At 70.7% G+C, this 24,253-nt stretch carries 23 protein-coding genes; 8 read left to right on the top strand and 15 right to left on the bottom strand.

The window, feature by feature from the left end; all coding sequences use genetic code 11:
• A partial coding sequence (locus tag E1285_RS12700) for a hypothetical protein (RefSeq protein WP_207946559.1) occupies window positions 1-354 on the bottom strand: 354 nt, incomplete at its 3' end.
• A gap of 300 nt (window positions 355-654) precedes the next feature.
• On the opposite strand from E1285_RS12700, the gene E1285_RS12695 reads away from it, so the two are divergent.
• Window positions 655-1,146, top strand: coding sequence for a hypothetical protein (locus tag E1285_RS12695; RefSeq protein ID WP_132151449.1), 492 nt, complete (start codon window positions 655-657; stop codon window positions 1,144-1,146).
• Here E1285_RS12695 and E1285_RS12690 read toward each other — a convergent pair.
• From E1285_RS12690 to aceA, 4 genes are all read right to left on the bottom strand, one after another.
• Window positions 1,143-2,123: an ATP-binding cassette domain-containing protein gene (locus E1285_RS12690; protein WP_132151453.1), complete on the bottom strand. Its 981-nt coding sequence runs from the start codon at window positions 2,121-2,123 to the stop codon at window positions 1,143-1,145. The genes E1285_RS12695 and E1285_RS12690 overlap by 4 nt on opposite strands.
• A gap of 11 nt (window positions 2,124-2,134) precedes the next feature.
• On the bottom strand, window positions 2,135-2,950 hold the full coding sequence (locus tag E1285_RS12685) for an ABC-2 family transporter protein (RefSeq protein WP_347814076.1): 816 nt from the start codon (window positions 2,948-2,950) through the stop codon (window positions 2,135-2,137).
• Window positions 2,943-3,731 carry an ABC-2 family transporter protein gene (locus E1285_RS12680; protein WP_132151447.1) on the bottom strand — a complete coding sequence of 263 codons (789 nt, stop codon included), beginning with the start codon at window positions 3,729-3,731 and terminating at the stop codon, window positions 2,943-2,945. Before E1285_RS12680 ends, E1285_RS12685 begins: the two co-directional genes overlap by 8 nt.
• Window positions 3,732-3,902: 171 nt before the next feature.
• On the bottom strand, window positions 3,903-5,189 hold the full coding sequence (aceA, locus tag E1285_RS12675) for an isocitrate lyase (protein WP_132151445.1): 1,287 nt from the start codon (window positions 5,187-5,189) through the stop codon (window positions 3,903-3,905).
• A gap of 150 nt (window positions 5,190-5,339) precedes the next feature.
• On the opposite strand from aceA, the gene E1285_RS12670 reads away from it, so the two are divergent.
• The 4 genes from E1285_RS12670 (at window position 5,340) to E1285_RS12655 (ending at window position 9,716) form a co-directional block, all read left to right on the top strand.
• Window positions 5,340-6,776, top strand: a complete 1,437-nt coding sequence (locus E1285_RS12670) for a helix-turn-helix domain-containing protein (protein ID WP_132151443.1) — start codon at window positions 5,340-5,342, stop codon at window positions 6,774-6,776.
• A gap of 178 nt (window positions 6,777-6,954) precedes the next feature.
• Window positions 6,955-7,938 (top strand): glucosyl-3-phosphoglycerate synthase, encoded by a 984-nt coding sequence (locus E1285_RS12665; RefSeq protein ID WP_132151441.1) that lies wholly within the window; start codon window positions 6,955-6,957, stop codon window positions 7,936-7,938.
• A gap of 99 nt (window positions 7,939-8,037) precedes the next feature.
• Complete coding sequence (locus E1285_RS12660; protein ID WP_132151439.1) at window positions 8,038-9,267, top strand: acyl-CoA dehydrogenase family protein; 1,230 nt, start codon at window positions 8,038-8,040, stop codon at window positions 9,265-9,267.
• A gap of 95 nt (window positions 9,268-9,362) precedes the next feature.
• Window positions 9,363-9,716 carry a transposase gene (locus tag E1285_RS12655; RefSeq protein ID WP_132151437.1) on the top strand — a complete coding sequence of 118 codons (354 nt, stop codon included), beginning with the start codon at window positions 9,363-9,365 and terminating at the stop codon, window positions 9,714-9,716.
• A 35-nt stretch (window positions 9,717-9,751) separates the two neighbouring features.
• On the opposite strand, the gene fadD1 is transcribed toward E1285_RS12655, so the two are convergent.
• From fadD1 to E1285_RS12635, 4 genes are read right to left on the bottom strand one after another with little or no spacing between them, the layout of a single operon-like run.
• A complete protein-coding gene (gene fadD1, locus E1285_RS12650; protein ID WP_132151435.1) occupies window positions 9,752-11,332 on the bottom strand; it encodes a fatty-acid--CoA ligase FadD1 in 1,581 nt (526 codons plus the stop codon).
• Window positions 11,325-12,263, bottom strand: a complete 939-nt coding sequence (locus E1285_RS12645; protein WP_132151433.1) for an alpha/beta fold hydrolase — start codon at window positions 12,261-12,263, stop codon at window positions 11,325-11,327. Before E1285_RS12645 ends, fadD1 begins: the two co-directional genes overlap by 8 nt.
• A complete protein-coding gene (locus E1285_RS12640) occupies window positions 12,260-12,889 on the bottom strand; it encodes a TetR/AcrR family transcriptional regulator (protein ID WP_132151431.1) in 630 nt (209 codons plus the stop codon). Before E1285_RS12640 ends, E1285_RS12645 begins: the two co-directional genes overlap by 4 nt.
• Complete coding sequence (locus E1285_RS12635) at window positions 12,886-14,235, bottom strand: NAD(P)-binding domain-containing protein (RefSeq protein ID WP_132151428.1); 1,350 nt, start codon at window positions 14,233-14,235, stop codon at window positions 12,886-12,888. The genes E1285_RS12640 and E1285_RS12635 overlap by 4 nt, the downstream gene beginning before the upstream one ends.
• A 106-nt stretch (window positions 14,236-14,341) precedes the next feature.
• Between E1285_RS12635 and E1285_RS12630 the strand changes: the two genes are divergently transcribed.
• Both E1285_RS12630 and E1285_RS12625 read left to right on the top strand, forming a co-directional pair.
• Window positions 14,342-15,079, top strand: coding sequence for an SDR family NAD(P)-dependent oxidoreductase (locus E1285_RS12630; RefSeq protein WP_132151426.1), 738 nt, complete (start codon window positions 14,342-14,344; stop codon window positions 15,077-15,079).
• Window positions 15,076-15,903: an SDR family oxidoreductase gene (locus E1285_RS12625; protein ID WP_132151424.1), complete on the top strand. Its 828-nt coding sequence runs from the start codon at window positions 15,076-15,078 to the stop codon at window positions 15,901-15,903. Before E1285_RS12630 ends, E1285_RS12625 begins: the two co-directional genes overlap by 4 nt.
• Before the next feature lie 78 nt (window positions 15,904-15,981).
• On the opposite strand, the gene E1285_RS12620 is transcribed toward E1285_RS12625, so the two are convergent.
• The 6 genes from E1285_RS12620 to E1285_RS12595 form a co-directional block, all read right to left on the bottom strand.
• Complete coding sequence (locus E1285_RS12620; protein WP_132151422.1) at window positions 15,982-16,182, bottom strand: hypothetical protein; 201 nt, start codon at window positions 16,180-16,182, stop codon at window positions 15,982-15,984.
• Window positions 16,183-16,202: 20 nt separating this feature from the next.
• Window positions 16,203-17,060, bottom strand: coding sequence for a DUF1989 domain-containing protein (locus E1285_RS12615; protein WP_132151420.1), 858 nt, complete (start codon window positions 17,058-17,060; stop codon window positions 16,203-16,205).
• Between the two features lie 56 nt (window positions 17,061-17,116).
• Window positions 17,117-17,740, bottom strand: coding sequence for a GntR family transcriptional regulator (locus tag E1285_RS12610; protein ID WP_243722741.1), 624 nt, complete (start codon window positions 17,738-17,740; stop codon window positions 17,117-17,119).
• Between the two features lie 744 nt (window positions 17,741-18,484).
• Window positions 18,485-20,611 (bottom strand): acyl-CoA dehydrogenase, encoded by a 2,127-nt coding sequence (locus tag E1285_RS12605; protein WP_132151416.1) that lies wholly within the window; start codon window positions 20,609-20,611, stop codon window positions 18,485-18,487.
• A gap of 57 nt (window positions 20,612-20,668) precedes the next feature.
• The gene (locus E1285_RS12600; protein WP_132151414.1) at window positions 20,669-21,061 is read right to left on the bottom strand and encodes a Zn-ribbon domain-containing OB-fold protein; all 393 of its coding nucleotides are present in this window, start codon (window positions 21,059-21,061) and stop codon (window positions 20,669-20,671) included.
• Window positions 21,062-21,097: 36 nt separating this feature from the next.
• The gene (locus tag E1285_RS12595; protein ID WP_132151412.1) at window positions 21,098-22,228 is read right to left on the bottom strand and encodes an acetyl-CoA acetyltransferase; all 1,131 of its coding nucleotides are present in this window, start codon (window positions 22,226-22,228) and stop codon (window positions 21,098-21,100) included.
• A 427-nt stretch (window positions 22,229-22,655) separates the two neighbouring features.
• Here E1285_RS12595 and E1285_RS12590 point away from each other — a divergent pair, with 427 nt between their 5' ends.
• Window positions 22,656-24,209 (top strand): ABC transporter substrate-binding protein, encoded by a 1,554-nt coding sequence (locus tag E1285_RS12590; protein WP_165966589.1) that lies wholly within the window; start codon window positions 22,656-22,658, stop codon window positions 24,207-24,209.
• Window positions 24,210-24,253: the final 44 nt, after the last annotated feature.

Genomic DNA, 24,253 nt, shown 5'->3' with positions numbered 1-24,253 from the left:
GTTCAGCCCCGCGCACGTCCCCGCCACGACCCCCGCCACCACCGCGATCACGGCCAGGGAGCGCGGGGGAGGCTTCGCGGCGGGCGCGGAGCGCTCCCGCCACAGCGGCCCGCCCTCCCACCATCCGCGGCGGGCGGCGTAGAGCGCGGCGAGCGCGGCCGAGGCGGCGAGCCACCCGAGCAGCAGGACCCAGGTGGGCGGGTGGAGCAGCAGCCCGAGGTGGTAGACGACGGTCCATGCCGCGAAGAGGAGTACCGCCCAGTCGGTGACCCCGTCCATGAACCGGGTCGTCCGCGTCTCCCCTGCAAGGCGGCCGCTGCTCGTGCCGGCGGCGCGGTCCAGCACCTGGATCACCTGGGTCCCCCTTGAGCGCATTCGGGCACGCCACCGTTCTGCTCTGCCGGCGGGGGAGCCGAGGTCGGAAGGCCGATGCCCTGAACGTGAACGATTTTGTTGTGTGTTGGACGCCGTGCCCATACCCAGAGTTCACACATCCAGCCGCCGGATGTGCGGGTGCGCCGTGTCGTCGTGGAAGATCGTCGCTCCCGGTTATCAGTACTGATTTACTGCGCTATGCCCGATGTGCATGTTCTGATTGATGCGCTGTCGGAACCCCGCGCCCCGGCGGGCGCGCGTGAATGGATGTGATGCGCGGTGCGCCATGCGTTCGGCTTCTTCCTCGGCGTCGTGCTGACACCGGCGCTGGTGTACGGCGCGGCCTGGGGATACGTCCAGGCCGGCCAGTCCTTCGACGGCACCGGACAGGAGATCACCGACCGCACCCGCATCTACGGCGCATTCGCCCTGCTCGCCGCCGTGGGCCTGGTGATGGGCGTGATCATCGTCGCCCGCTGGGCGTCGCCGCTGGTCTCGCTCGTCCCGGCGCTGGCGCTGCTCGGCTTCTCGGCCTACTTCCTGATCGACCCCGGCCGCGCCCTGGACCTGCCGGGCAGGGTGCCGCCGGCCGGGGACATGGACTTCGGGCTGCGCATGCTCCTCGGCTCCGGCGTGTACGGGCTGATGGGGTTCGCGCTGCTGATGCCGACGTGGGCCCCGCGCCGCTGGAGCTCGGCCCGCGACGACGACTCCGCCGACATGGACTTCTACTCCGGCATGGAACGCCGCCCCTCCCGGAACGGCCCCTAGGGGACGACCGGGCGGTCCGGCCGCCGGTACGCGTGCTCGCCCCGGTAGAGGCCGGCGAGCACCTCCTCGATGCCGGCCTCCCGCAGGGAGATGTCGCGGACCTCATGGTCGCGCGCCAGCCCGGCCACCACCGCCGCCGCGTTCGCCTCGCCGGGCAGCCGCAGCCACTGCCGCGGCCCCTCCACCCGCTCCGCCTCGATCCCGCCCAGCCTGATCGGCGGCGCCGGGCGCGCCAGCTCCACGACGAGCACCCGGCCCGCGTCCACCGTCCGGCGCAGCTCGGCCAGCCCGCCGTCGTAGGCCAGCCGCCCATGGTCGATGATCATGACGCGGCGGCAGAGCCGCTCGATGTCGCCGAGATCGTGCGTGGTCAGCAGGATCGTGGTGCCGCGCTCGGTGTTGATCCGCGCCAGGAACTCGCGGACGGTCGCCTTGCTCACCACGTCCAGGCCGATCGTCGGCTCGTCAAGGACGAGCAGCTCGGGATCGTGCAGGAGCGCGGCGGCCAGGTCGCCGCGCATGCGCTGGCCGAGGCTGAGCTGGCGGACCGGGGTGTCCAGGAACGGCTCCAGCTCCAGCAGCGCGGTCAGCTCGGCGAGCCGCGTCCGGTGCGCGGCCGCGCCGACCCGGTAGAGCCGCCGGACGAGGGCCAGGCTGTCGCGCAGCGGCAGGTCCCACCACAGCGTCGTCCGCTGCCCGAACACGACGCCGAGCCGGCGGGCGAGGGACGTGCGCCGCCGTGACGGGTCCAGCCCGCACACGCGCAGCGAGCCGGACGACGCGGTGAGGATCCCGGTCAGCATCTTGATCGTCGTGGACTTGCCGGCGCCGTTCGGGCCCAGGTAGCCGACGAACTCGCCCGGCTCGACGGTGAACGACACCCCGTCCACCGCGCGCAGGGTCGTCCGCGTGCGCCGCAGGCCGCCGGAGCGCTTCCGGACGGTGAAGGACTTGACGACGTTCCCGGCCTCGATCATCGGCACCGGCCTCAGCTCCCCGTCGATCGGTAGTGGCGCAGCCCGGCCCGCCACGCCAGCGCGGCGGCCGCGCACAGCACGGCCGCCACGGCCGGGGACGCGAACCGCGCCGCGGCCGGCAGCCCGAGCGGGTCGGGGCGGTTCAGGACGTACAGCGCGGGCTGCCAGTTGACGAACGCCAGCGGGACGACGAACGTCACCCCGCGGACGAAGTCCCGCCCGAACATGGTCATCGGGTACTGCGTCAGGAACGCGCCCCCGTAGGTGACCGACTTGCTCGCGCCGTGGCTGTCGACCAGCACGAACTGCACCGCGCCCGCCAGCACCCACAGCGCCCCGAAGATCACCGTCCCGGACAGCACCATGACCGGGATCATCGCGGCCCGGCCCGGCGTCCAGGCCACCTCGGCCCGGGGCAGCGCGAGCGCCAGCATCGTTCCCGCCGGGACGAGCTTGCCGAAGCGGCGGGGCGAGAACTCCTCCGTCGCGACCTGGACGAGCGGGCTCACGGGACGCACGAGCATCGCGTCCAGCGTCCCGTGCCGCACATGCCGGCCGAGCCGCTCGGTGGTGCCGAGCACGATGTCGGAGATCCCGAAGGACAGCGCCGACGTCCCGTACAGGAACAGGACCTCCCATGCGCCGAACCCGGCGATGCGCGGGGCCTGGGAGAACAGGAGCCCGATCGCGGCGGCGTCCAGCCCGGTGACGACCGCCGTGGCGAGGGACAGCAGCGCCATCGACACCGGGTACTGCGCCGCCGCCCGGATCCACGTCCAGGCGAGCAGGCCGTACATGCGCACGGCGCCGGCCGGCGGGTCACCCACCGTGCACCACCAGCTTCCGCCGCGCCGCCCGCGTCAGGAGGGCGCCGGCCCCGAGCAGGACGGCGGCCCACGCCGCCTGGAAGCCGAGTGCGCCGATCAGCTCCGCACCGGTGTACCGGCCGAGGAACACGTCCGCGGGCACCTGGATCTGGGCCGCCCACGGCAGTGCCCGCGCGACCGTGCCGAGCGCCCCGGGGAACACGACCAGCGGCAGGATCATCCCGGAGAAGAACAGCGACATCACGAGCGTGACGGCCTGCAGGCCGCGGTCGTCGTGCAGCCAGAACATGCCCATCGCGACGAGGTAGCGCAGCCCGAAGCTCACGGCCGCGGCGAGCGGCACGGCCGCCGCGAACGCGGCGAGGCCCGCCGGGCCCGGCCAGCGGAACGGGAAGACCAGCGCCCCGGCCAGCAGCGGCGGCCCGGCGCGCAGCACCAGCGAGGCCGCGGCGCGGCCGAGGTCGTCGGCCAGCCACCAGCCCTGGAGCCCGGCCGGCCGGTGCAGGTCGATCGCGACGTCGCCGTTGCGGATGCGGTCGGTGAGGTCCATCCCGCCGAAGATCTGGACGGGCCCGATGAGCGCCTGGGTGATGAAGCAGAAGGTGACCGCGTCGGCCGCGTCGTACCCGCCGAGGGAGGGGCGCACCTCCCAGAGCGCCAGCAGGACGTACGCGCGCATGAACCCGAAGGCGGTGTTGGTGACGGACTCGGTCAGGGAACCGAGCGGATACGCGGTGTGACGGCGGAAGCCGTACCACCAGACCCACGGAAGAACGCCCACTTGCCCGGAGCCTAAGCAAGCGGGCGGCGCGCCACCACGTAATTTCGCACAGAGCGGTGGCGCGGCCCGCCCGCAGACGCCAGAAGGCCCCCGCGGGTGTAGGGACGCGGGGGCCTCCGGGGTTCCGGGGGAGCGGGCCGGAAGGCGGTCAGACCGGCGAGCAGGGTCGGCTCAGTGGAACTGGCCCTCTTCCGTCGAGCCCTTCAGCGCCGTGGTGGACGAGTCCGGGTTGATCGCGGTGCTGACCATGTCGAAGTAGCCGGTGCCGGCCTCGCGCTGGTGCTTGACCGCGGTGAAGCCCTTCTCGGCCGCCGCGAACTCGCGCTCCTGCAGGTCGACGTAGGCGGTCATGCCCTCGCGGGCGTAGCCGTGCGCCAGGTCGAACATGCCGTAGTTGAGCGCGTGGAAGCCGGCCAGGGTGATGAACTGGAACTTGAAGCCCATGTGGCCGAGCTCGCGCTGGAACTTGGCGATGGTCGAGTCGTCCAGGTGCGCCTTCCAGTTGAAGGACGGCGAGCAGTTGTACGCCAGCATCTGGTCGGGGTACTCGGCCTTGACCGCCTCGGCGAACTTGCGGGCCTCCTCCAGGTCCGGCGTGCCGGTCTCCATCCAGATGAGGTCGGAGTGCGGCGCGTAGGCCTTCGCGCGGGCGATGCAGGGCTCGATGCCGTTGCGGACCCGGTAGAAGCCCTCGGCGGTGCGCTCGCCGGTGATGAACTCGCGGTCGCGCTCGTCCACGTCCGTCGTGATCAGTGTCGCGGCCTCGGCGTCGGTCCGCGCGATGATCAGTGAGGGCACGTTCGAGATGTCCGCGGCGAGGCGGGCGGTGCTGAGGGTCTTGATGTGCTGCGAGGTCGGGATCAGGACCTTGCCGCCGAGGTGGCCGCACTTCTTCTCGGAGGCCAGCTGGTCCTCCCAGTGCACGCCCGCGGCGCCCGCGGCGATCATGCCCTTCATCAGCTCGAAGGCGTTCAGGACGCCGCCGAAGCCGGCCTCGGCGTCGGCCACGATGGGGGCGAGGAAGTGCGTGTCGCCCTCACCCTCGGCCCACTGGACCTGGTCGGCGCGCAGCAGCGCGTTGTTGATGCGGCGCACGACGGCCGGGACCGAGTTCGCCGGGTAGATGCTCTGGTCGGGGTAGGTCTGGCCCGCCAGGTTGGCGTCCGCCGCGACCTGCCAGCCCGACAGGTAGATGGCCTTGAGACCCGCCTTCACCTGCTGGACGGCCTGCAGCCCGGTCAGCGCGCCGAGGGAGTGGACGTAGTCCTCCTCGTGCAGGAGCTTCCAGAGCCGCTCGGCGCCGAGGCGCGCGAGGGTGTGCTCCTCCTGGACCGAACCGCGGATCCGCACGACGTCCTCGGCCGTGTAGGTCCGCTCGATGCCCTTCCAGCGGGGGTCGGTGTCCCACTGTCGCTGCAGCTCTTCGGCTGCGCCCTTGAGGCGACTTTCGCTGCTCATCATCTTGCCCTTCCGTGTCGTCCCCTGGGTGCCTGGATCCGACTATGCCCCGCTCGCAACCCCTTAATGAACTCGCGAGTAACAGAAGAACTGCGAAATTTCCGCTACCATGAACCCGTGACGACCTTGCGGACAGAAGAACCCCTCAACTTGACGAGCGACGTAGACCTCGTGACGTTCGGGCAGCGGCTCCGCCATCTGCGGCGCGGGCGCGGCATGACGCTGTCGGACCTCGGCGAGCGCGTCGGGCGCGCCCCGTCCCAGCTGTCCCTGCTGGAGAACGGCCGGCGCGAGCCCAAGCTGTCGCTGCTGCAGGCCCTCGCCGCTGCGCTGGAGTGCCCGGTGGAGGAACTGCTGCGGCGCCAGCCGCCCAGCCGCCGCGCGCAGCTGGAGATCGAGCTGGAGGAGGCGCAGCGCGACCCGCTCTACCGGACGCTCGGGCTGTCGCACCTCAAGGTCGGCAAGCGGATGCCGAACGAGGTGATCGAGCACATCCTCGCGCTGTACGGGGAGCTCAAGCGCAGCCGGACCAAGCCGACCGCGAGCCCCGAGGAGGCGCGCAAGGCCAACGCCGAGCTGCGCCGCCAGATGCACGAGCGCGGCAACCACTTCGCCGAGATCGAGTCGATCGCCTCCCAGACCCTCGACGCGGTCGGGTACCGGCGCGGCGCGGTGTCGCCGGGCCTGCTGATGACGCTGGTCGGCCACTTCGGCTTCAGCCTGCAGTACGTCCAGGACCTGCCGCGCTCCGTGCGGTCGGTCACCGACCTGCGCAACCGGCGGATCTACCTGGAGCGCGAGCAGCTCGGCATGCACACGCCGCGGACGATCCTGCTGCAGACCCTCGGCCACATCGCGCTGGACCACGACCAGCCGCGCGACTTCGCCGACTTCCTGCGCCAGCGCGTCGAGGCCAACTACTTCGGCGCCGCGATCATGATGCCCGAGCGCAGCGTCGTCCCCTTCCTGCAGGAGGCGAAGGCGGCGCGGGAACTGTCGGTGGAGGACCTCGCGGACGTCTTCTCCGTCTCCTACGAGATGGCCGCGCACCGCTTCACCAACGTCGCGACCCACCATCTCGACCTGGAGCTGCACTTCACCAAGAACGACGAGAACGGCACCATCTACAAGGCCTACGCCAACGACGGCCTGCTCTTCCCGCAGGACGAGGACGGCGCGATCGAGGGCCAGCGGATGTGCCGCGAGTGGGCCGGGCGGCACGTGTTCGGCGCGAACGACCGCTTCTCGGTCTACTACCAGTACACCGACACCCCCAAGGGCACGTACTGGTGCCTGTCGCACATCGACCCCACCCACGAGCGCGACTTCGCCATCACGCTCGGCGTCCGGTTCGAGGACTCGCGCTGGTTCCGCGGCCGGGAGACGTCCCGGCGGCGCAAGTCGTCCTGCCCGGACGGCGAATGCTGCCAGCGGCCCCCGAAGGCGCTGTCGGACCGGTGGGAGGGCATGGCCTGGCCGTCGGCGCGCGCGCACTCGCACGTCCTGTCGGTCCTGCCGCCCGGAGCCTTCCCCGGGGTGGACGACGCGGACGTCTACGAGTTCCTGGACCGGCACGCCGCCGTATGACCGGTGCGTTGCGCCCAGGTCAACTCTCCGGGGCGGTCCGTCCCGTTCCGTGGCGGCGGTGAATGATCTGGGAGGATCTGGCGTTTCCTAGTGGTGAGGGACCAGTGGTGAGGGACGCCCCGGTCTGGGACGTCCCGTCCGGACGCCGTCCGGGACGGTCCGCACGGAGGGAGAGCGCGTGCTGCCTGAGGTGGCTTCGTGGTTGCGCCGCCGCACGAGCGCGGCGGAGGACTGGCCGCCGCGCCTGGTGCTCGCCGCCAAGGGCGACACCAGGATCAGCGTCGTGCTGCCCGCGCGCGACGAGGAGGCGACGGTCGGCGCGATCGTGGCCGCCATCCGGGCGGACCTGGTCGAGCGGATCCCGCTGGTCGACGAGATCGTTGTGGTCGACTCCCGCTCCGCCGACCGGACCGCCGCCGTGGCCGCCGCGGCGGGCGCCGAGGTGGTCCATCAGGACGCCGTCCTTCCCGGACAGGGCCGCATGTCCGGCAAGGGCGAGGCGCTGTGGAAGTCCCTGGCCGCGACGTCGGGGGACCTGATCGTGTTCGTGGACGCCGATCTGCGCGAGTTCACCTCGTCCTACGTGACCGGGCTGCTGGGGCCGCTGCTGACCGACCCGTCCGTCGGCTACGTCAAGGGCTGCTACGACCGCCCGCTCGTCGAGGGCGAACGGCGCGTCGAGGGCGGCGGGGGCCGGGTGACCGAACTGGTCGCGCGCCCCCTGATCAACCTGCACTGGCCGCTGCTCGCCGGCGTCATCCAGCCGCTCGGCGGCGAGTACGCCGGCCGCCGCGCGCTGCTGGAGCGGCTGCCGTTCGTCACCGGCTACGGCGTGGAGCTCGGCCTCCTGCTGGACGTCTACCAGGACTCCGGGCTGGACGCGATCGCGCAGGTCGACCTCGGCCGGCGGCTGCACGCGCACCAGTCGACCGAGGCCCTCGGCGCGATGTCGGGCCAGATCATGCTGACCGGCTGGTCGCGGCTGGAGCGGCACGGCCGGATGGTGCCGCTGGAGGCCCCGTCCACCGCGCTGACCCGGTTCCGCCGCGGCGCGGACGGGCATGACCCCCACACCGCGGACGTCGCGGTGGGGGAGCGGCCCCCGATGATCGAGGTCCCCGGCTACGCCGCCGCGCGCTCGTTCTCGCCCGGCCGCAGGTGACGCCCGGTGCGCTGTGACTCCGGCCACGGTGTTACCCGCGGTAACGCCAAGAGGTGCTACCGTTGGTAACAGCGATATTGGAGAAAGGGTCTATTAATCATGACGAGCGCGGAGCCGGCGCCGTTCTCGCTGGAGCCCAGTGAGGACGTTCGCGAGGTCAGGGACTGGGTGCACGAGTTCGCCAGGGACGTCATCCGTCCCGCGGCCGAGGAGTGGGACGAACGCGAGGAGACGCCCTGGCCGCTGATCCAGGAGGCGTCCAAGGTCGGTCTCTACTCGCTCGACTTCTTCGCCACCCAGTGGCTGGAGCCGACCGGCCTCGGCATCCCGGTGGCCTTCGAGGAGATCTTCTGGGGCGACGCCGGCATCGGGCTGTCCATCGTGGGCACCGGCCTCGCCGCCGCGTCCATCGCCGCCGTCGGCACCGAGGAGCAGATCAACGAGTGGGTGCCGCAGATGTTCGGCACCCCCGACGACGTCAAGCTCGGCGCGTTCTGCTCCTCCGAGCCCGACGCGGGCAGCGACGTCGGCGCCATCCGCGCCCGCGCCGTCTTCGACGAGGCGAAGGACGAGTGGGTGCTGAACGGCACCAAGACCTGGGCCACCAACGGCGGCATCGCCGACGTCCACATCATCGTCGCGTCCGTGCACCCCGACCTCGGCAGCCGCGGCCAGGGCAGCTTCATCGTCCCGCCGGGCACGCCGGGGCTGCGGCAGGGCCAGAAGTTCAAGAAGCACGGCATCCGCGCCTCGCACACCGCCGAGGTGATCCTGGAGGACGTGCGCATCCCGAGCCACCTGATCATCGGCGGCAAGGACAGGTTCGACGAGCGCATCGCGCGGACCCGCGAGGGCAAGAGATCCAAGGGCCAGGCGGCGCTGAAGACGTTCGAGACCACTCGCCCGTCGGTCGGCGCGATGGCGCTCGGCGTCGGCCGCGCCGCCTACGACTACGCGCTCCAGTACGCGCGCGAGCGCGAGCAGTTCGGCAAGAAGATCGGCGACTTCCAGGCGATCGCGTTCAAGCTCGCCGACATGAAGTGCCGCCTCGACGCCGCCCGCCTCATGGTGTGGCGGGCCGGGTGGATGGCGCGCACCGGCAAGGACTTCGAGAACGCCGAGGGCTCGATGGCCAAGCTCATGGCGAGCGAGATGGCCGTGAACGTCACCGAGGAGGCCATCCAGATCCTCGGCGGCAACGGCTACACCCGCGAGTACCCGGTCGAGCGCATGCACCGCGACGCCAAGATCTTCACGATCTTCGAGGGCACCTCGGAGATCCAGCGCCTCGTCATCGGCCGCACCGTGACCGGCCTCCCCGTCCGCTGACGTCCGCGCAGGCCAGCGGCACCGCCATCACCACTTCCGTCCCACCGATGGCGGCCAGCCGCGGCCTCCGGCCACCATGACCAGGGGGTGGAGGGGTGGAGCTCGCCGGCGGGCGCAGGACGCCGTCGCTGAGATCCACCACCTCGGCTCCCGGAGCCATACCTGGGTATTCGAGGCGGACGGGGTTCCCGGACACCATCGTCCGATCGTGCGTGGTGCACCTGATCAGAATCAGCCTCCGGCCGGTCCCGCGCAAGCACCGCGCGGCCGTCGCCGCCGAACTGAAGAACATCTACACCGCGCGCTCGCGTGACCTGCGCGGACGAGGTTTCGGCAGGAGCAACGTGCTCGCGGCAGCGATCAAGGCGGTGCCGGTGACGATCGCTCGTGCCGGTCTCCATGGCCAGGCGGTCGAGCGCGAATGGGGGCGCCGGGAGTGGCGTGGCTGAAGCTCATCGGAACTGAGGTCGCCAGACACGCCGCACTAGGGCTCAGGGCGGTAGACGTGGCCCCGCTCGCTTCGCGCGAATAGGGTGTCCGTGGTCTCGGTGCCCTGGGCCCGGAGCACGCGCTTGAGGACCTTGTTCGTCGCTGTACTCGGCAGGTCGGTGGCGATCCGGACGAACTTCGGCCATGCCTTCGGCGACAGGTCCGGCTGGGCGTTCAGGAACTCCTGGAGATCGACGGGCGTGAGGGTCGCGCCGTCGCGCAGCACCAGCGCGCACATGAGCTGGTCGCCCGGGGCGTCGGCGTCCGGTACGCCGTACACCGCGGCCTGGCTGACCGCGTCGTTGCGCAGCAGCACCCGCTCGATCGGCGCCGCCGCGAGGTTCTCGCCGTCGACGCGCAGCCAGTCGTCGGTGCGACCCGCCAGGTACACGAAGCCCGCTTCGTCCCGATAGGCGAGATCGCCGGACCAGTACATGCCCCCGTCGAGCCGCTCGGAGGTCGCCTGTTCGTCGTTGTAGTAGCCGGCGAAGAACCCGGCCCCGGTGGTGTTGACCAGCTCGCCGACCGCCTCGTCCAGGTTGGTCACCCGGCCCAGGTCGTCGAAGACGGCGCGCGGGCACTCGGTGCGGGTGTCTCGGTCGTAGACGGCGACGCCGTCGAACGGCTGCCCGATGGAGCCGGACGGCGTGTCGTCAGTGCGGGTGATGATGACCGCGGTCTCGGTGGAGCCGAAGCCGTCCCACACGGTGCAGTCGAAGCGACGGGCGAACTCCTCGATGTCGCGGTCGCTCGCCTCGTTGCCGAACGCGACACGTAGCGGGTTGTCCCGGTCGTCGGGCTGTTCCGGCGTCGCGAGCAGGTAGGCGAGCGGCTTGCCGACGTAGTTGAGGTAGGTCGCACCGTAGTGGCGCAGGTCGCTGAGGAACCGGCCAGCGCTGAACTTGGCCGGCGCCAGAGCGGCACCGGCGTGGGCGTGCACGGCGTATCCGGCGAGAATGGCGTTGCTGTGGAACATGGGCATCGAGGAATAGACGATGTCCTCGGTCGTCAGGTCGAACTTGTCGGCGAGCGTCGCCCCCGACATCACCGCCATGAAGTTGGCGACCCGCACGGCCTTCGGCTCCCCGCTGGTGCCGGAGGTGAAGATCAGCATGAAGGTGTCCGTCGCGTCGGCCGTCGGGAACCCGGCGGTTCCACGCGGTGCGTCGGCCACCCGCTCGGGCCAGTCGACGTCGTCGGTGTCGACCACCGTCGCGCCACCGAGGTCGAGCCCGCCGAGCAGGGCCAGGTGCTGATGATCGGTCAGCAGGATCTGGCAGTCGGCCCGGCGTACGTCGGCCGCGAGACTCTCGCCGCGCCGGGTGGTGTTGATGCCGACGGTCACGTGCCCGCCGAGCGCACCCGCCGCGATCGCCATCGCCATTTCGGGGCTGTTGTGCATCAGCACGCCGACGTGGACCGGCCGGCCCGGGTCGGCCATCGCGCGCAGCACGTGCGCACGGGCGGCGCTCTCGCCGAGGTAGTCGCGCCAGCTCCGCACCTGGTCGCCGTACTTCAGGCCGGGCGTGTCCCGCTCGGCATGCCGGAGGAGGAGGGCCTGGACGGTGTCAGACACGGGACGGCTCCGATGCGGGCGCGGTGGGCGAGGCGGCGGCGGAGGGAACAGCCAGGTGGCGGCTCAGGAACGCCACGACGTGGCGGGTGGCGGCCTCGTGGAAGGGCTTGCCGGCGAAGAGGTCGAAGTGGTCGCCGGGGTAGTGCCGCACCTCGGCGCGACCGGCGAAGGCCGCCTTCGCCGCGGCGTACGGCGGCGCGCTCCTGTCGAAGTCGCAGATCTGCACCAGCCACGGGACCCGCAGCGACTTCGCGTCCTTGGCGGGCGTCCGGCCGCCGAGCTCCATCACGACGTCGGCGGCGATCTCGTTGCGCCAGGTCGGGCCCGCGAGCGCGAGGTAGTCCTCGTAGGCGCCGGGCAGAGTCAGGGCGCCGAGCTCCCCGGGACGAGCCACGACCGGGATCATCGTCGGCGCGCGGCCGGCCTTGCGTCGTACGGCCGAAGCGATGCCGCGGCCGGTGGAGGCGAGCAGCCGGGCCGGGCGGTGGTGCTTCGCGGCGAGCCGCGCGGCGGCGAGCCCGTCGACGAGCGGCACCGCGGAGACGACCGCCGCGACGTCGTCACGCGCGGCGGCTACGGAGACGACGTGGCCGCCCGCGAGCGAGATGCCCCAGAGCACGACCTGTTCGGCGTCGACGCCCGGCAGGCGCTTCGCCGCCTCGACGGCGGCGTGCCAGTCGGCGACCTGGCCGGTGACGGACACGCACTGGCGCGGACCACCGTCGCCGGCGTCGCTCGCGCCGAAGCCGCGGTAATCGAAGGTGACGGCGTGGAAGCCCGCCGCCGCGAACGCCTCGGCGAACGGCCGGAGGCCGGAGTCCTGGGTGCCGGCGAGGCCGTGGCCGAGCACCACGACGGGCGCACCATCCGCGCCGGCGTGATGCGTGGCGGCGCAGCGCACACCGGCCGAGGCGAAGTCGAAGGTGGTCATGCGATGCCTCCGTAGATGCTGGTCATCCAGATGTGCGTGAGCGCGTCGACGTGTTGCTCGCGCGGCGGCTCACCGCCGAGCGCATGGCGCTCGAGGGCGTGGTCGTTCAGGTCGAGGAGCACGGCGGCCAGGCCCGCCGCGTCCGGGCCGTCGGTCGCGTGCCCGGCGGCCCGCTCCCGCTCGATCATCTCCGCGACCATGCCCGCGAACTCGGCGCGGCCCGCGTCCCAGCCCTCCTGGACCTGCGGGTTCGCGGCCCTCGCTTCGAGCAGGGCGCGGTAGGTGTGCGGCGAGGCGTCGACGGAGTCGAAAAGCGAGTCGAGGACCTGCCGGATCCGCTCCCCGGGATCACCCTCCGCCTTGACCAGCAGGTCGGTCGCGTCGGACGCGGCGTCGTACAGGTCGGCCATCAGGGCGAGCACCGCGGTGGCCTTGCTCTCGAAGTAGAAGTAGAACGCCGAGCGGGTGACGCCGGCCCGCCGCGAGATCTCCGCGACGTTGACCTGGTCGAGGGTCTGCTCGCGCAGCAGGTCGTCGAGGGACTGGAGCAGGGCCGAGCGGCGCTGGTCGCCGCGGTTGGCGCTGCGGCGGTCGACCAGCCGCGCCCAGGTGCGCTCCTCGCTCACCCGCGCGCCTCCACGGGCCGCCGCGCCTGCCGCCGCCCAGCTCGCTCCATGCCCGCGGGGATCTCGCGGGTGCGCAGGTCGTGCTCGTAGAGGAAGTAGTCGAGCTGCTGGGTGTGCCGCGGCCGCTGCACCATGTGGGCGGTGTACTTCTGCTGGTCCTCGTCGATCACCCGCTCCATCTCGGCGACCGGCGGCGGCGCGTAGCGGCCGACGAGCCAGGCCGCGACAAGCCGGGTCTGGCACTCGACGAACGGGAACAGTGTCGGCGTCGCCTGGGCGAACCCGATGAACGCGAGGTCGTCCACGCCCGGCTTGAAGATCCGCTTGTAGAGGCGGATGTGGTTCTCGGGCGCGCTGAGGAAGTCGGGGTCGAAGAACGGGAAGGTGATGTTGTAGCCGGTGGCGTGGACGACGACGTCGAAGTCCTCGGCGGTGCCGTCGGTGAAGTGCACGGTAGGACCGTCCCAGCGCTCGATGTCGCCCTTGGCCCGCAGGTCGCCGGAGCCGAGCCGCAGCGGCAGCTCGACCGACTGCGTCGGGTGCGCCTCGAAGAACTTGTGGTTGGGCTCGGGCAGGCCGTAGTCGGTCGGGCGGCCGGCGGTCAGCGGCTGCATCACCTGCACGAACTTGCGCTGCCACGCGAACGGGATGTGCGGGGAGGTCCTGTAGTACTTGTCGGCGGGCGTTCCGGCGAAGTACTTCGGCACGATCCACGCACTGGACCGCGTCGAGATGACGACCTCGTTGTCGAGTGTCTTGCTGGAGAGCTCGACCGCGATGTCGGCGGCGCTGTTGCCCAGCCCGATGATCAGGATCCGCTTACCCGTCAGGTCGTAGGGCGTCTGAGGGTCGATGTAGGCGTGCGAGTGCATCGTCAGGCCGGTGAACTCTCCCGGCTTGTCGGCGAAGCGCGGGTCCCAGTGGTGGCCGTTGGCCACCAGGAGCACGTCGAAGCGGCGTACGCCGGTGCGCTCGGTCTCCAGCAGCCAGCCGCCGTCGGGGTGCCGCTCGGCGTGCACGACGCCGTTCTCGAACTCGATCCGGCGCCGGATGTCGAACGCGTCGGCGTAGCTGTCGAGGTAGTCCTTGATCTGGGTGTGGTGCGGGAAGTCGGGATACTCCTCGGGCATCGGGAAGTCTTTGAAGGACAGCTGGTGCTTCGAGGTGTCGATGTGCAGCGAGCGGTAGGCGCTGCTGTGCCCGTTGGGGTTGCCGAACGCCCAGTTGCCGCCGACGCGGTCCGAGGACTCGAACGTGGCGTACTCCAGCCCGTAGTCCTCCAGCATCTTGCTCATCGTCAGCCCGCTGATGCCGGCACCGATCACGGCGACCGTCGGACCACTCATCGGCTACTCCTCGGCATCTGCTTGACAAGCTGGCGTGACGCCCGTCACGTTAGGACTGCATTTGACACGTGTCAACAGATACAGACGAGCGTCAGGATGGTGGCGGATGAGTGAGCAGCGCACGGTCGTGGTGGTCGGGGGCGGGTCCGGCCTCGGAGCGGCGACGGCCGCGCTGCTGCGGTCGCAGGGCGACATCGTGGTGGTCGCCGACCTCCCCGGCACGGCCGCCGACGCCGAGGTCGACGTGACCGACGAGGGGGGAGTGGAGGCGCTCTTCGAGGGCGTCGTCGCCGAGCACGGGCGCTTCCACGGCGTGGTCAACTGTGCCGGCACGAGCACGCTCTCGCGAGTCGTCGACCACGACGCCGCGGAGTGGCGCCGGATCGTCGACGTCTGCCTCACCGGCGCGTTCCTCGTGCTCAAGCACGCCGGACTCCGGGTCGCCGACGGAGGCGCACTGGTGTCGCTGACCTCCCTCAACGCCCGCCAGCCCGGCACCGGCCTGGCTGCCTACTGCGCCGCGAAGGCCGGCCTCGTGGCGCTCACGGAGGTCGCTGCGCTCGAGCTCGCGCCGCGCCGTGTGCGCGTCAACGCAGTGGCGCCCGGACTGGTCGTCACGCCGCTGACGGCGCCGGCGATGGAGATACCCGGGGTCAAGGACGAGTACGTCGCCAACACGCCGCTCGGCCGGCCGGGAAGCCCGGAGGAGATCGCCGCATCCGTGCGCTACCTGCTGTCGGACGACGCGGCGTGGATCACCGGCGAGACCCTTGACATCAACGGCGGTGCCCGCCTGATGCGCTACCCGGATCTCGCCGGACTCGTGGAGAAGGCGTTCGCATGAGCCTCGCGAGCAGATCCGCGATCGTCACGGGCGGCGGCTCGGGCATCGGAGCCTCGCTTACCGCGGCACTCGTCGGTGCAGGCGCCGACGTGGTGTGCACGGACCTGGACCTGGGCGCCGCAGAGAAGACCGTCGCCGGCCTCGGCGGACCGGGATCGGTACGTGCGGCGGCCGTCGACGTGACGCAGGCCGCCCAGGTGCAGCAGGTCGTCGACGAGGTCGTGGAGGCCCACGGACGGATCGACCTGATGTTCAACAACGCGGGCATCACCTATTTCGGCGACACGGAGGACCTGACGCTGGACCAGTGGAACTCGATCATCGACGTCAACATCCGTGGCGTTGTGCATGGGGTGCACGCGGCGTATCCGCGGATGGTCCGCCAGCGCGGCGGGCACATCGTCAACACGGCCTCGATGGGCGGTCTCATGGCCGCGGGCCTGATGACGTCGTACGTCGCCACCAAGCATGCCGTCGTCGGGCTGTCCCTCGCGCTGCGGACCGAGGCCGCCGCGCACGGTGTCGGCGTCACCGTTGCCTGCCCCGCGGCCGTGGACACCCCGATCCTCGACAAGGGCGAGATCGGCCCCTACCGCGGTCGCGACTTCTACCTCGACGGGCAGGGGATCAAGCGCCCGCTCGATGCGGGCGTGCTCGCACGGCGGGTCCTGGCGGCCGTCGAGGCGAACGAGGCAATGGTCGTGGAGCCGCGCCGTGCGCGGCTCGCGTGGCGCGTCGGCAGGCTCTCGCCGACGTTCGTCAACAGGACGACCACGCGGTTCATCGACAGGCAGCGCGCCCAGGCGCGGAAGGGAACGGCATGACGGCGGCGCTGCCCGAGATCGGGTGCTACGGGCTGGCGGGCCATACCGGAGTCCACCGAGTTCGGTGAAGCCCGTGGTTTACCCGGCGCCGGTTGGCGCTGGTGTGTAGATGGAACGGCAGTGGGCGGTCTCGTGTTCGACGGGTGGGACGTCGCCGATCGCGGTGTGGAGCCGGCGATGGTCGTACCAGCCGACCCATTCGACGATGGCGTATTCGTCCTGGTCGCGGGTGCGCCAGGTGCGGCGGTGGATCACCCCGTCGGACGCAACGGAGGACATGACCGTCACATCCTGTCTTCTCAGTGCGCGCTCGTTTCTGTACAGGACGGGAAGGCGAGGCCATGAAGGCCCTGATACGCGGCGGTGGCGGGCGGGGTCCAACGCGCTGTCAGCTCGGCGCGAGGACGGTAGACCTCGATCGCCAAGGGGCGACAGGCCTCGATGGGGCCGCGGGCGTCGGGCCCCCACAGCGGGATCGACAGGTCGCCGGCCGGGCAGGTCGACAGGGCGCACAGCAGGTTCTGCTCGGCGAAGAACTCGAAGAAGTCGCCCGCCTCGGCCGGCGAGGGCTTCATGAAGTACTCGCCCTGATCACTGATTCCGGTGACGGTGAAGATGTTCAGCACGTCGTGCACGTCGAATTCGGTGAGGCCGTACGGCAGCACGGCGCGCGTGAGGTTGGAGTGGCAGTGGAAGTCGGCGTCCTTGCCGGTGAGGATGCGGTTGACGTAGGGGTCGCATCGGGAGCCCAGCAGGTCATGGACGCGGCCCCCGTCCTCGTCGACGCCATACCCTTCCAAGGTGTCGTTGGTGATCGTCAGCAGCGGGCGCAGATAGGGCAGGGTCGACCAGAGCCGGTCGTAGCGTGTCACGTGGGTGCCCTGCAACTGGCGTGTACGCGAGGTCCACAGGCGCTCGCGCGGGTTGTGCAGGTTCCAGACGTTGAGATCGCCGCATTGCGGTCCTTCAGGCGTGGTGACCACTCGGCAAAGGCAACCAGCGGGGACTTCCCAGGCCTGGCCCGACCGGATCGGGATCACGAAGGACTCGACCAGCTCACGGCTCTCGGTGTCGGCGGCCAGCCGGTCGTAAAAGGCCTTGTCGACTTCAAGGATGCTGCCAGGCTCGGGCTGGTAAAAAGCGGAGGTCGACGCCATCTTCGTTCTCTCCTTCCGTTTGTGGAAGCGCCGGTGAAGCGCTTCTTCTCTTCGTGTTACGACTGCGTGGCCGTCTGCCGGAGACCGTCGAGCACCTGCCGTTCGGAGTCCTCCAGATAAACAAGGAGAACACCGACGCTCTGTGTCCGGCGCCCGCGGTGCAGCAGTTCGTACAACTCCCTGTCACGCGCGGCCCAGCCGTGCTGGAACTGCTCCTCGTCGCACGACGTCGCCCAGGCGAGTCGCAACTGGGCGAGCACGGTCCGGAAGAACTCGTTGATCCGGCAGCTGCCCAGCACCGCGACCAGAGCCTGGTGGAATCGCAGGCTCGCCGTGCCGGCCTCCCGCCAGAGTCGGGCCTGCTCGGCACGCTCCTTGGCCACCACCGCCGCCTCCATGGCGGCGAACTGCTCGTCGCCGGCCACGGCGCTTTCCGTGGCCGCCTGCACTTCCAGTACTCGGCGAGTGCGGTAGATGTCTCGAACCTCGGACGCGGTGAAGGTCTTCACCGACGCGCCTTTGTTCGGCGGCTGGCTCACCAACCCCTCGGAGGCCAGCAGCCGGAGCGCCTCCCGCAAAGTGTTGCGGGAGATTTCCAACTCCGCCGCCACTGAGATCTCACGCAGCGGCGAACTCGGCGCGAACCCTCCCTCAAGGATGCGGGTCCGCAGCACGTCCACGACTCGCTCGGTCGTACTCGAGGCTTCTGGAGCCGCAGGTTCCTCGGACGGCATACGGGCATGCTAAGCACAGACTGCTCAACAATCAAGCCGCAGATACTTAAGTCTGATGTTCCTCCAACCTGGGGCATATGGCGTAGTTGCAGTCCAGCGCCTTCCATCGGTTGCAGTGGTTGCCTCAGATTGTTGAGCAATCTGTGGCGTGCAGATCACCCGTCCTGGGCAACGACAACAAGATCGACGTGTGCGCCGTCAGCCGCGGAGCGTTTCCCAGGCGGACGCTCACACGCTCGTCGCCGAGTGACCGAAGGGGCTGCACTGCTCCCGGACCCCACGGTGAAATCGGACCCCAGGGAAGCCGCACGTGTCCCCAAAAAGACAACACATCTTCCGAAAGCCATCCGGCCGAATCAGCCGCGCCGTGACCGCCGCCGCGATCGGCAACTTCGTAGAATGGTTCGACTTCTCGCTCTGCGCCCTACCTCGCCACGACCATAGGCCAGGTGTTCTTTCCGCAAGCGAGTCCTGGACTGGGTCGCCGCCCGCCGCCTGAAGTACTCCATCGGGTGGGGCCTCACCTACGACATGTGCGCCGCGATCCTGGCGCTGCCCGACGCCGCCGAGTTCGAAGGCGCCAGCGAGATCCGGCGCCTCGTCATCGGCCGCACCGTCACCGGCCCGGCCGTCCGCTGATGTGCCCGCAGGTCTGTGGACCGCCGGCCCGGGGCCGGCGCCCAGCGGGGGTCAGGGGTCCCTGGGCAGGCCCAGGAGGCGCTCGCCGATGATGTTGAGCTGCACTTCGGTGGTGCCGCCGTAGATCGTCCCTGCGCGTCCCGCCAGCATGGACAGGGCCCGCCGGCCCGACGGCTCGTCCGGTTCGGCGACCGCGGCCTCGGGACCCTGCCAGGCGTGCAGGCGATCGGCGACGTTCTGGGCGAACCGCATGCCGAGCAGCTTGCGCACGCTCGCCTCGCCTCCCGGCCTGATGCCCAGCACCTGCTTGAGCGTGCTGCGCAGCCCGAGAAGCTCGATCGCCTGGCCTTCGCAGATCAGCCGTCCCAGCTCCACCGGATCGGCCGTGCGCTCGTTCGCCGCGGCGAACAGTTCCGGCAGTCCGCGGCCGCGCCCGCCGCCCATCGCGACGCGCTCGTTGCCGAGGGTGTTCCGGGCCACCTGCCAGCCGCGATTGACCTCACCGACGACCCGCTCGTCGGGCACGAACACGTCGTCGAGGAACACCTCGTTGAACATCGCGCCGCCGGTGATCTCGCGCAGCGGCCGGACGTCGACGCCAGGCGAGGCCATGTCCACCAGGAAGTAGGAGATGCCGTCGTGCTTGGGGGCGGACGGGTCGGTTCTGGCCAGGCAGTAGCCCCACGAGGCCCGGTGCGCGCCGGAGGTCCAGATCTTCTGTCCGGTCAGGCGCCAGCCGCCCTCGACCCGCTGGGCCTTGGTGCCCAGCGAGGCCAGGTCCGATCCGGCGCCGGGCTCGCTGAACAACTGGCACCACACCATGCGCCCGCGCAGCGTGGGCGCGAGGAACTCCTCCTTCTGCCGCTCGGTCCCGTAGATCGCCAGGGAAGGGACGAGCCATGTCGCGAGCCCGAGCTGTGGTCCTGACACCCCCGCGGCGGCCATTTCCTCCTGGATGAGGATCTGCTCCAGGGGCGTGGCGCCGAGTCCCCAGGGCTCATGGAGATGCGGCACGGTCCAGCCCGCGCCGCCCATCCGGTCCCAGCGCTCGGCATCGTCCGTGATCGCGGCCAGCTCGGCCACCTGGGCGCGGATGCGCTCCCTGGCGGCCGGTTCGGCCAGGTCGATGCGGACGGGACGCGGCCCGGTGCCGGCGACGCGGGCGGCCCAGTCGGCCGACTCCCCGGCCAGCGCGCGCAGCGACAGCGCCCGGCGCAGGTACCGGTGCGCGTCGTGCTCCCAGGTGTAGCCGATGCCGCCGAGCACCTGGATGCAGTTCTTGGCGGCCGAAACCGCGGCGTCCAGTGCCACCACCCCGGCCACCCGGGCGGCGAAGGCGGCGTCGTCCGAGCCGTCGTCCAGCGCGCGCGCCGCGTCCCAGACCGACGCGGTGGCCTGCTCGAGCTCGACCAGCATCCGTGCGCACTTGTGCTTGACGGCCTGGAACTGCCCGATCGGACGGCCGAACTGTTCGCGCATCTTGGCGTGCTCGACCGCGGTCCGCACGCACCAGGCGGCTATGCCGCACGCTTCGGCCGCGAACAAGGTGGCCGCCAGGTCGCGGACCTGTTCCCCGGTCCGGACGGTCAGGACCCGCTCGGGCGGAACCCGGACGCCGGCGGCCTCGACCCTGGCGACCGGGCGGAGCGGGTCCAAACTGCGCAGCGGCGTCACCGTGACCTCGGAGGCCGGGACGGCCACGTAGCCCGGGCCGGCCGGCAGCAGCAGCAGATCGGCCGTGGCGCCGCCGAGCACCGGCCCGGTCCGGCCGGACACGATCAGCCCGGCACCGTCCCGCTCGGCTGTGAGCGCGTCGCCGAGCGCGACCGCCGCGGTGCCGGTGCCGTCGGCGATCCAGGGCAGCACCTCGCCGCGCACCTCGGCGCCGCCCGTGACGCTGATCACCGCCGCGGCCAGGGCGGTCGGCAGGTAGGGGCCGGGCGCGCAGGCGAGGCCGAGTTCCTCCAGCACGACCGCGAGGTCGAGCAGGCCGAATCCCTGCCCGCCGTGTTCTTCGGGCAGGTGCAGTCCAGGCAGCCCCTGTTCGGCCAGGGCCTGCCACCACTGCGGGCGTCCCTCGGGAGCGGACTCGGCGGACGGCGGGCTCAGGTGCCGCTCGGTGAAGCCGCGGACCGATGCGGCCAGTTCTTCGTGTTCGGGGGTCAGGCCGATGGCCATTTCAGTTCTCCTCGCTCGCCTGACGCCGGACGGCCGGGGTGCCCTGGCTGTGGATGCTCATGGGACCGGGGTGAAGCAGGGAAGGGACAGGTCGCCCTCGACGGCCTGCACGGTGACCCTGACCCGGGCCCCGATCCGCGCTTCCGGAGGGTCCACCCCGACCAGGTGGCTCATCATCCGCACGCCTTCGTCCAGGTCGACAAGCGCGACCACCGTGGGCGGGTCGGTGGCGAAGCGCCCGGACGCCTTGCGCATGACGGTGTAGGAGTAGACGGTGCCGGTGCCCGACGCGGCCCGCCACTCCAGATCGGTCGAGAAGCACAGCGGGCACACGACGCGCGGGTAGAAGACGGCTCGCTCGCAGTTCTGGCAGTGCTGCAGCAGCAGTTCGCCGCGGGCGACGCCTTCCCAGTAGGGCCGTGAATCGGCGTCGATCATCGGTTCGAACATCGGGCGGCTCCCGGACGCTGGTTTGGACGGGGACTGCTAGGAGGACAGGACGCAGGTCGCGCTGGCCGACAGGACGCCGCCGGTGCCGTGCACGAGGGCGAGTTCCGCGTCCGGCACCTGTCGGTCACCGCACTCGCCGCGCAACTGCCGGACGGCCTCGATCAGCAGGAAGATCCCGTACATGCCCGGATGGGTGTAGGACAGGCCGCCCCCGTTGGTGTTCAGGGGGAACTCGCCGCCCGGGGCGATCCTGCCGCCGGACACGAAGTCGCCGGACTCTCCCGGCTTGCAGAATCCGAGCGACTCCAGCGTCAGCAGCACGGTGATGGTGAACGAGTCGTAGATCTCCACCAGGTCGAGGTCCGCGAGTTCCACCCCGGCCCGGCGCAGCGCGGCCGGGCCGGACTGCGCGGCGCCGGTCACGGTGAGATCGGGCATGCTCATGATGGAGTTGTGGGTGTGGGTCTCGCCGTGGCCCAGTACCCGGACCGGCTTGGTCGCGACGTCGGGGAAGCGGTCCTCGGCCGCGATCACGACCGCGCCGCCGCCGTCGGTGACCAGGCAGCAGTCCAGCTTGTGCAGCGGGTCGCTGACCATCGGCGAGGCGAGCACGTCGGCGACGGTGAGGGGTTCCCGGCGGTACGCCTTGGGGTTGAGCGCGGCCCACTCGCGTGCGGCGACCGCGACCTCGGCCATCTGCTCGGCGGTGGTCCCGTACTCGTGCATGTGCCGCATCGCGGCCAGCGCGTAGGAGGTGACCGGGGTCAGCACGCCGTAGGGCTGGTCGTACTGGCCGGTCAGCGCGGCGACGCGCCGGCCCGCACGGCCTCCGCCGGTCTTCTGGGTGCTGCCGTAGGTGATCAGCGCGACGTCGATGAGGCCGGCCTCGATCGCGGCCGCGGCATGGCCGACATGCGCTTCGAAGGAGGCGCCGCCGATGTTGGTGCTGTCGGTGAAGGAGGGCTGGATCCCCATGTACTCGGCGAGCATCATCGTCGGGGCCCAGCCCCAGCCGCCCGCGGTGAGCAGGCCGTCCACGTCCTGCTTGGTCAGGCCCGCCTCGTCCAGCGCGGCCTTGGCGGCCAGCGCCTGCTGGGAGAGCACGGTCAGGTGCGGGGTCTTACCGAGGTCCGACTCGGCGACGCCGACGATCCCGGCCTTTCGCATGGTCCCTCCGATTTTGGAGCCACATTCTAGAGTGTCGTTCTAGGTTGCTGCACAGCCTGTCCCCGGATTCGTTCGCCTGTCAAGGGGGTGGGGTGAACGGCCGGGCGTGGTGCGGGCCCCGTGACAGGGAGGGTCCGTGCAGGCGGTCGCGGCGGGGTGCGGTGAGCTTGGCGAGCGGGGCAGGGGGTCGTCAGGTCGACGGGTGCGCTGCCGGCAGGTGGTGACGGCGACATTTTAGAATCAGGTTCTAAAATTAGCCTCCGCGGGCTTCAGGGCGGAGTGATGCGGCCGGCGGGTCGCGGGGTCTTGTGTCCGGCGTCACAAATCTTTTAGCATCCAGAGTGCAAAAACCGTGCGGCGTTGCCGGTAAGAGCGTGTTGATCACGCATTATCGCGACCCCTGTCAACGGGAGTCATAGTGCAACTTGTGCGTAACGACAGCGGGGGGCGGCGGCGCGCGGCGCGCTGGACCGTCGCCGGGGTCCTGCTGGCCTCGTCCGCGACCGCGTGCGGCGGAGGGACGGGCGGCGGCGCGGCCTCCGCGGACGTCCTGCGGGTCGCCACACAGCAGAAGCCGGTCCAGCTCGACTCGTGCGGACCCAGCAACGGATCCGAGCTCGCGTACCACAACGTCCTGTACGCACCCCTCATCAAGGCCGACGACAAGACCGGAAAGCTCGGCCCCGGTCTCGCGGAGAGCTGGAGCTACTCCGACGACGAACTGGGCTTCAGCCTGCGGCTCAGGCCGGATCTCGAATTCCAGGACGGCACCGCGATGGACGCCGCGGCCGTCGCCAAGAGCCTCACGCAGTGCAAGGAGATGGGGAACCAGGTCCCCGAGCAGGTCACCGGCATCACCGCCGAGGGCGACCGGACCGTCCTCGTCAAGCTCAGCGAGCCGTACGCGGCACTGCCCGACCTGTTCTCCGGGCGGCTGGGCATGATCGCCTCGCCGACCGCGCGGGAGGAGAAGGGCGAGCGGTTCGCGAGCCAGCCCGTTGGCGCGGGCCCGTACAAGCTCACCGGTTACAAGCCGGAGATCTCGGCCGAGCTGACCCGCTGGGACGGCTACACCCAGGCCGGAACCCCCGCCGCGAAGGTCAAGAAGATCGAGTGGCGGATCCTCAGCGACAACTCGGCCATGGCCAGTGAGATCCTCGCGGGCAACGTCGACTACGCGTGGGGCTTCAGCACCACGCTCATCGAGCAGCTGAAGGACCAGTCCGGTATCACTCTCGACGGCGACGACATCTCGGCCGGCTGGACCTCCATCAACCTCAACCGGTCCAAGCCGCCGCTCGACGACGTGCGCGTGCGCCAGGCCATCAGCCATGCGATCGACCGGAAGGCCATGGCCGAGGCCGTGTCCGGCGGAGCGTGGGATACGCCCACCTGGGGACCGTATCCGTCCGGCAGCCCCTTCCACGACGGCAGCGTCGAGAACGCCCAGCCCTACGACCTCGCGAAGGCCAAGGAACTGCTGCGGCAGGCGGGCCACGGCGACGGGCTCACGATCAAGGCCGTGGCCCTCAACACCTTCCCCTACGCCGACAACGCCGTCGTCCTCAAGGAGCAGCTGAAGAAGGCGGGCATCGACCTGCAGGTCAAGACCGCGCCCACGGCGGAGGCGACGAAGGACTACTACCCGGGCACCGACAACCTGATGCTGATCTCGGCGATGGGCGGGACCTCGCCCATGTACGTCTACCCGAAGTTCTACGGCCGGGAGTCCAGCGCGAACGTGGGCCGGGTCGAGACGGCCACGACCCCCCTCGTGCAGAAGCTGCTCACCACTCATGGCGAGGAGCAGCAGAAGAAGGTCATGAAGGAGATCAACGCCGTGGCCGCCGACGATGTCCCCTTCATCGGCCTGTACTTCATCCCCGAGGAGCTGGCCTGGCGCGACGACGTGACCGGAGGGCGGGACAGCAGATCGATCCAGGGGAACGTGAACCTCGCGTATCTGGGGCTGAACCGGTGACCGGGCAGGCGAGGACGGCGGCGATGGCGGACGAGGGAGGCCGG

It is taken from the genome of Actinomadura sp. 7K507, from assembly GCF_004348425.1.
Lineage (GTDB): Bacteria > Actinomycetota > Actinomycetes > Streptosporangiales > Streptosporangiaceae > Spirillospora.
This window is presented reverse-complemented; position numbering and strand designations above follow the sequence as displayed.

Bases quoted from the DNA above. Each gene is read 5' to 3' on its own strand.
- E1285_RS12690 (WP_132151453.1), bottom strand. From the start codon at position 2,123: ATGATCGAGGCCGGGAACGTCGTCAAGTCCTTCACCGTCCGGAAGCGC.
- aceA (WP_132151445.1), bottom strand. From the start codon at position 5,189: ATGAGCAGCGAAAGTCGCCTCAAGGGCGCAGCCGAAGAGCTGCAGCGA.
- E1285_RS12660 (WP_132151439.1), top strand. From the start codon at position 8,038: ATGACGAGCGCGGAGCCGGCGCCGTTCTCGCTGGAGCCCAGTGAGGAC.
- E1285_RS12645 (WP_132151433.1), bottom strand. From the start codon at position 12,263: ATGACCACCTTCGACTTCGCCTCGGCCGGTGTGCGCTGCGCCGCCACG.
- E1285_RS12635 (WP_132151428.1), bottom strand. From the start codon at position 14,235: ATGAGTGGTCCGACGGTCGCCGTGATCGGTGCCGGCATCAGCGGGCTG.
- E1285_RS12630 (WP_132151426.1), top strand. From the start codon at position 14,342: ATGAGTGAGCAGCGCACGGTCGTGGTGGTCGGGGGCGGGTCCGGCCTC.
- E1285_RS12625 (WP_132151424.1), top strand. From the start codon at position 15,076: ATGAGCCTCGCGAGCAGATCCGCGATCGTCACGGGCGGCGGCTCGGGC.
- E1285_RS12620 (WP_132151422.1), bottom strand. From the start codon at position 16,182: ATGTCCTCCGTTGCGTCCGACGGGGTGATCCACCGCCGCACCTGGCGC.
- E1285_RS12615 (WP_132151420.1), bottom strand. From the start codon at position 17,060: ATGGCGTCGACCTCCGCTTTTTACCAGCCCGAGCCTGGCAGCATCCTT.
- E1285_RS12605 (WP_132151416.1), bottom strand. From the start codon at position 20,611: ATGGCCATCGGCCTGACCCCCGAACACGAAGAACTGGCCGCATCGGTC.
- E1285_RS12600 (WP_132151414.1), bottom strand. From the start codon at position 21,061: ATGTTCGAACCGATGATCGACGCCGATTCACGGCCCTACTGGGAAGGC.
- E1285_RS12595 (WP_132151412.1), bottom strand. From the start codon at position 22,228: ATGCGAAAGGCCGGGATCGTCGGCGTCGCCGAGTCGGACCTCGGTAAG.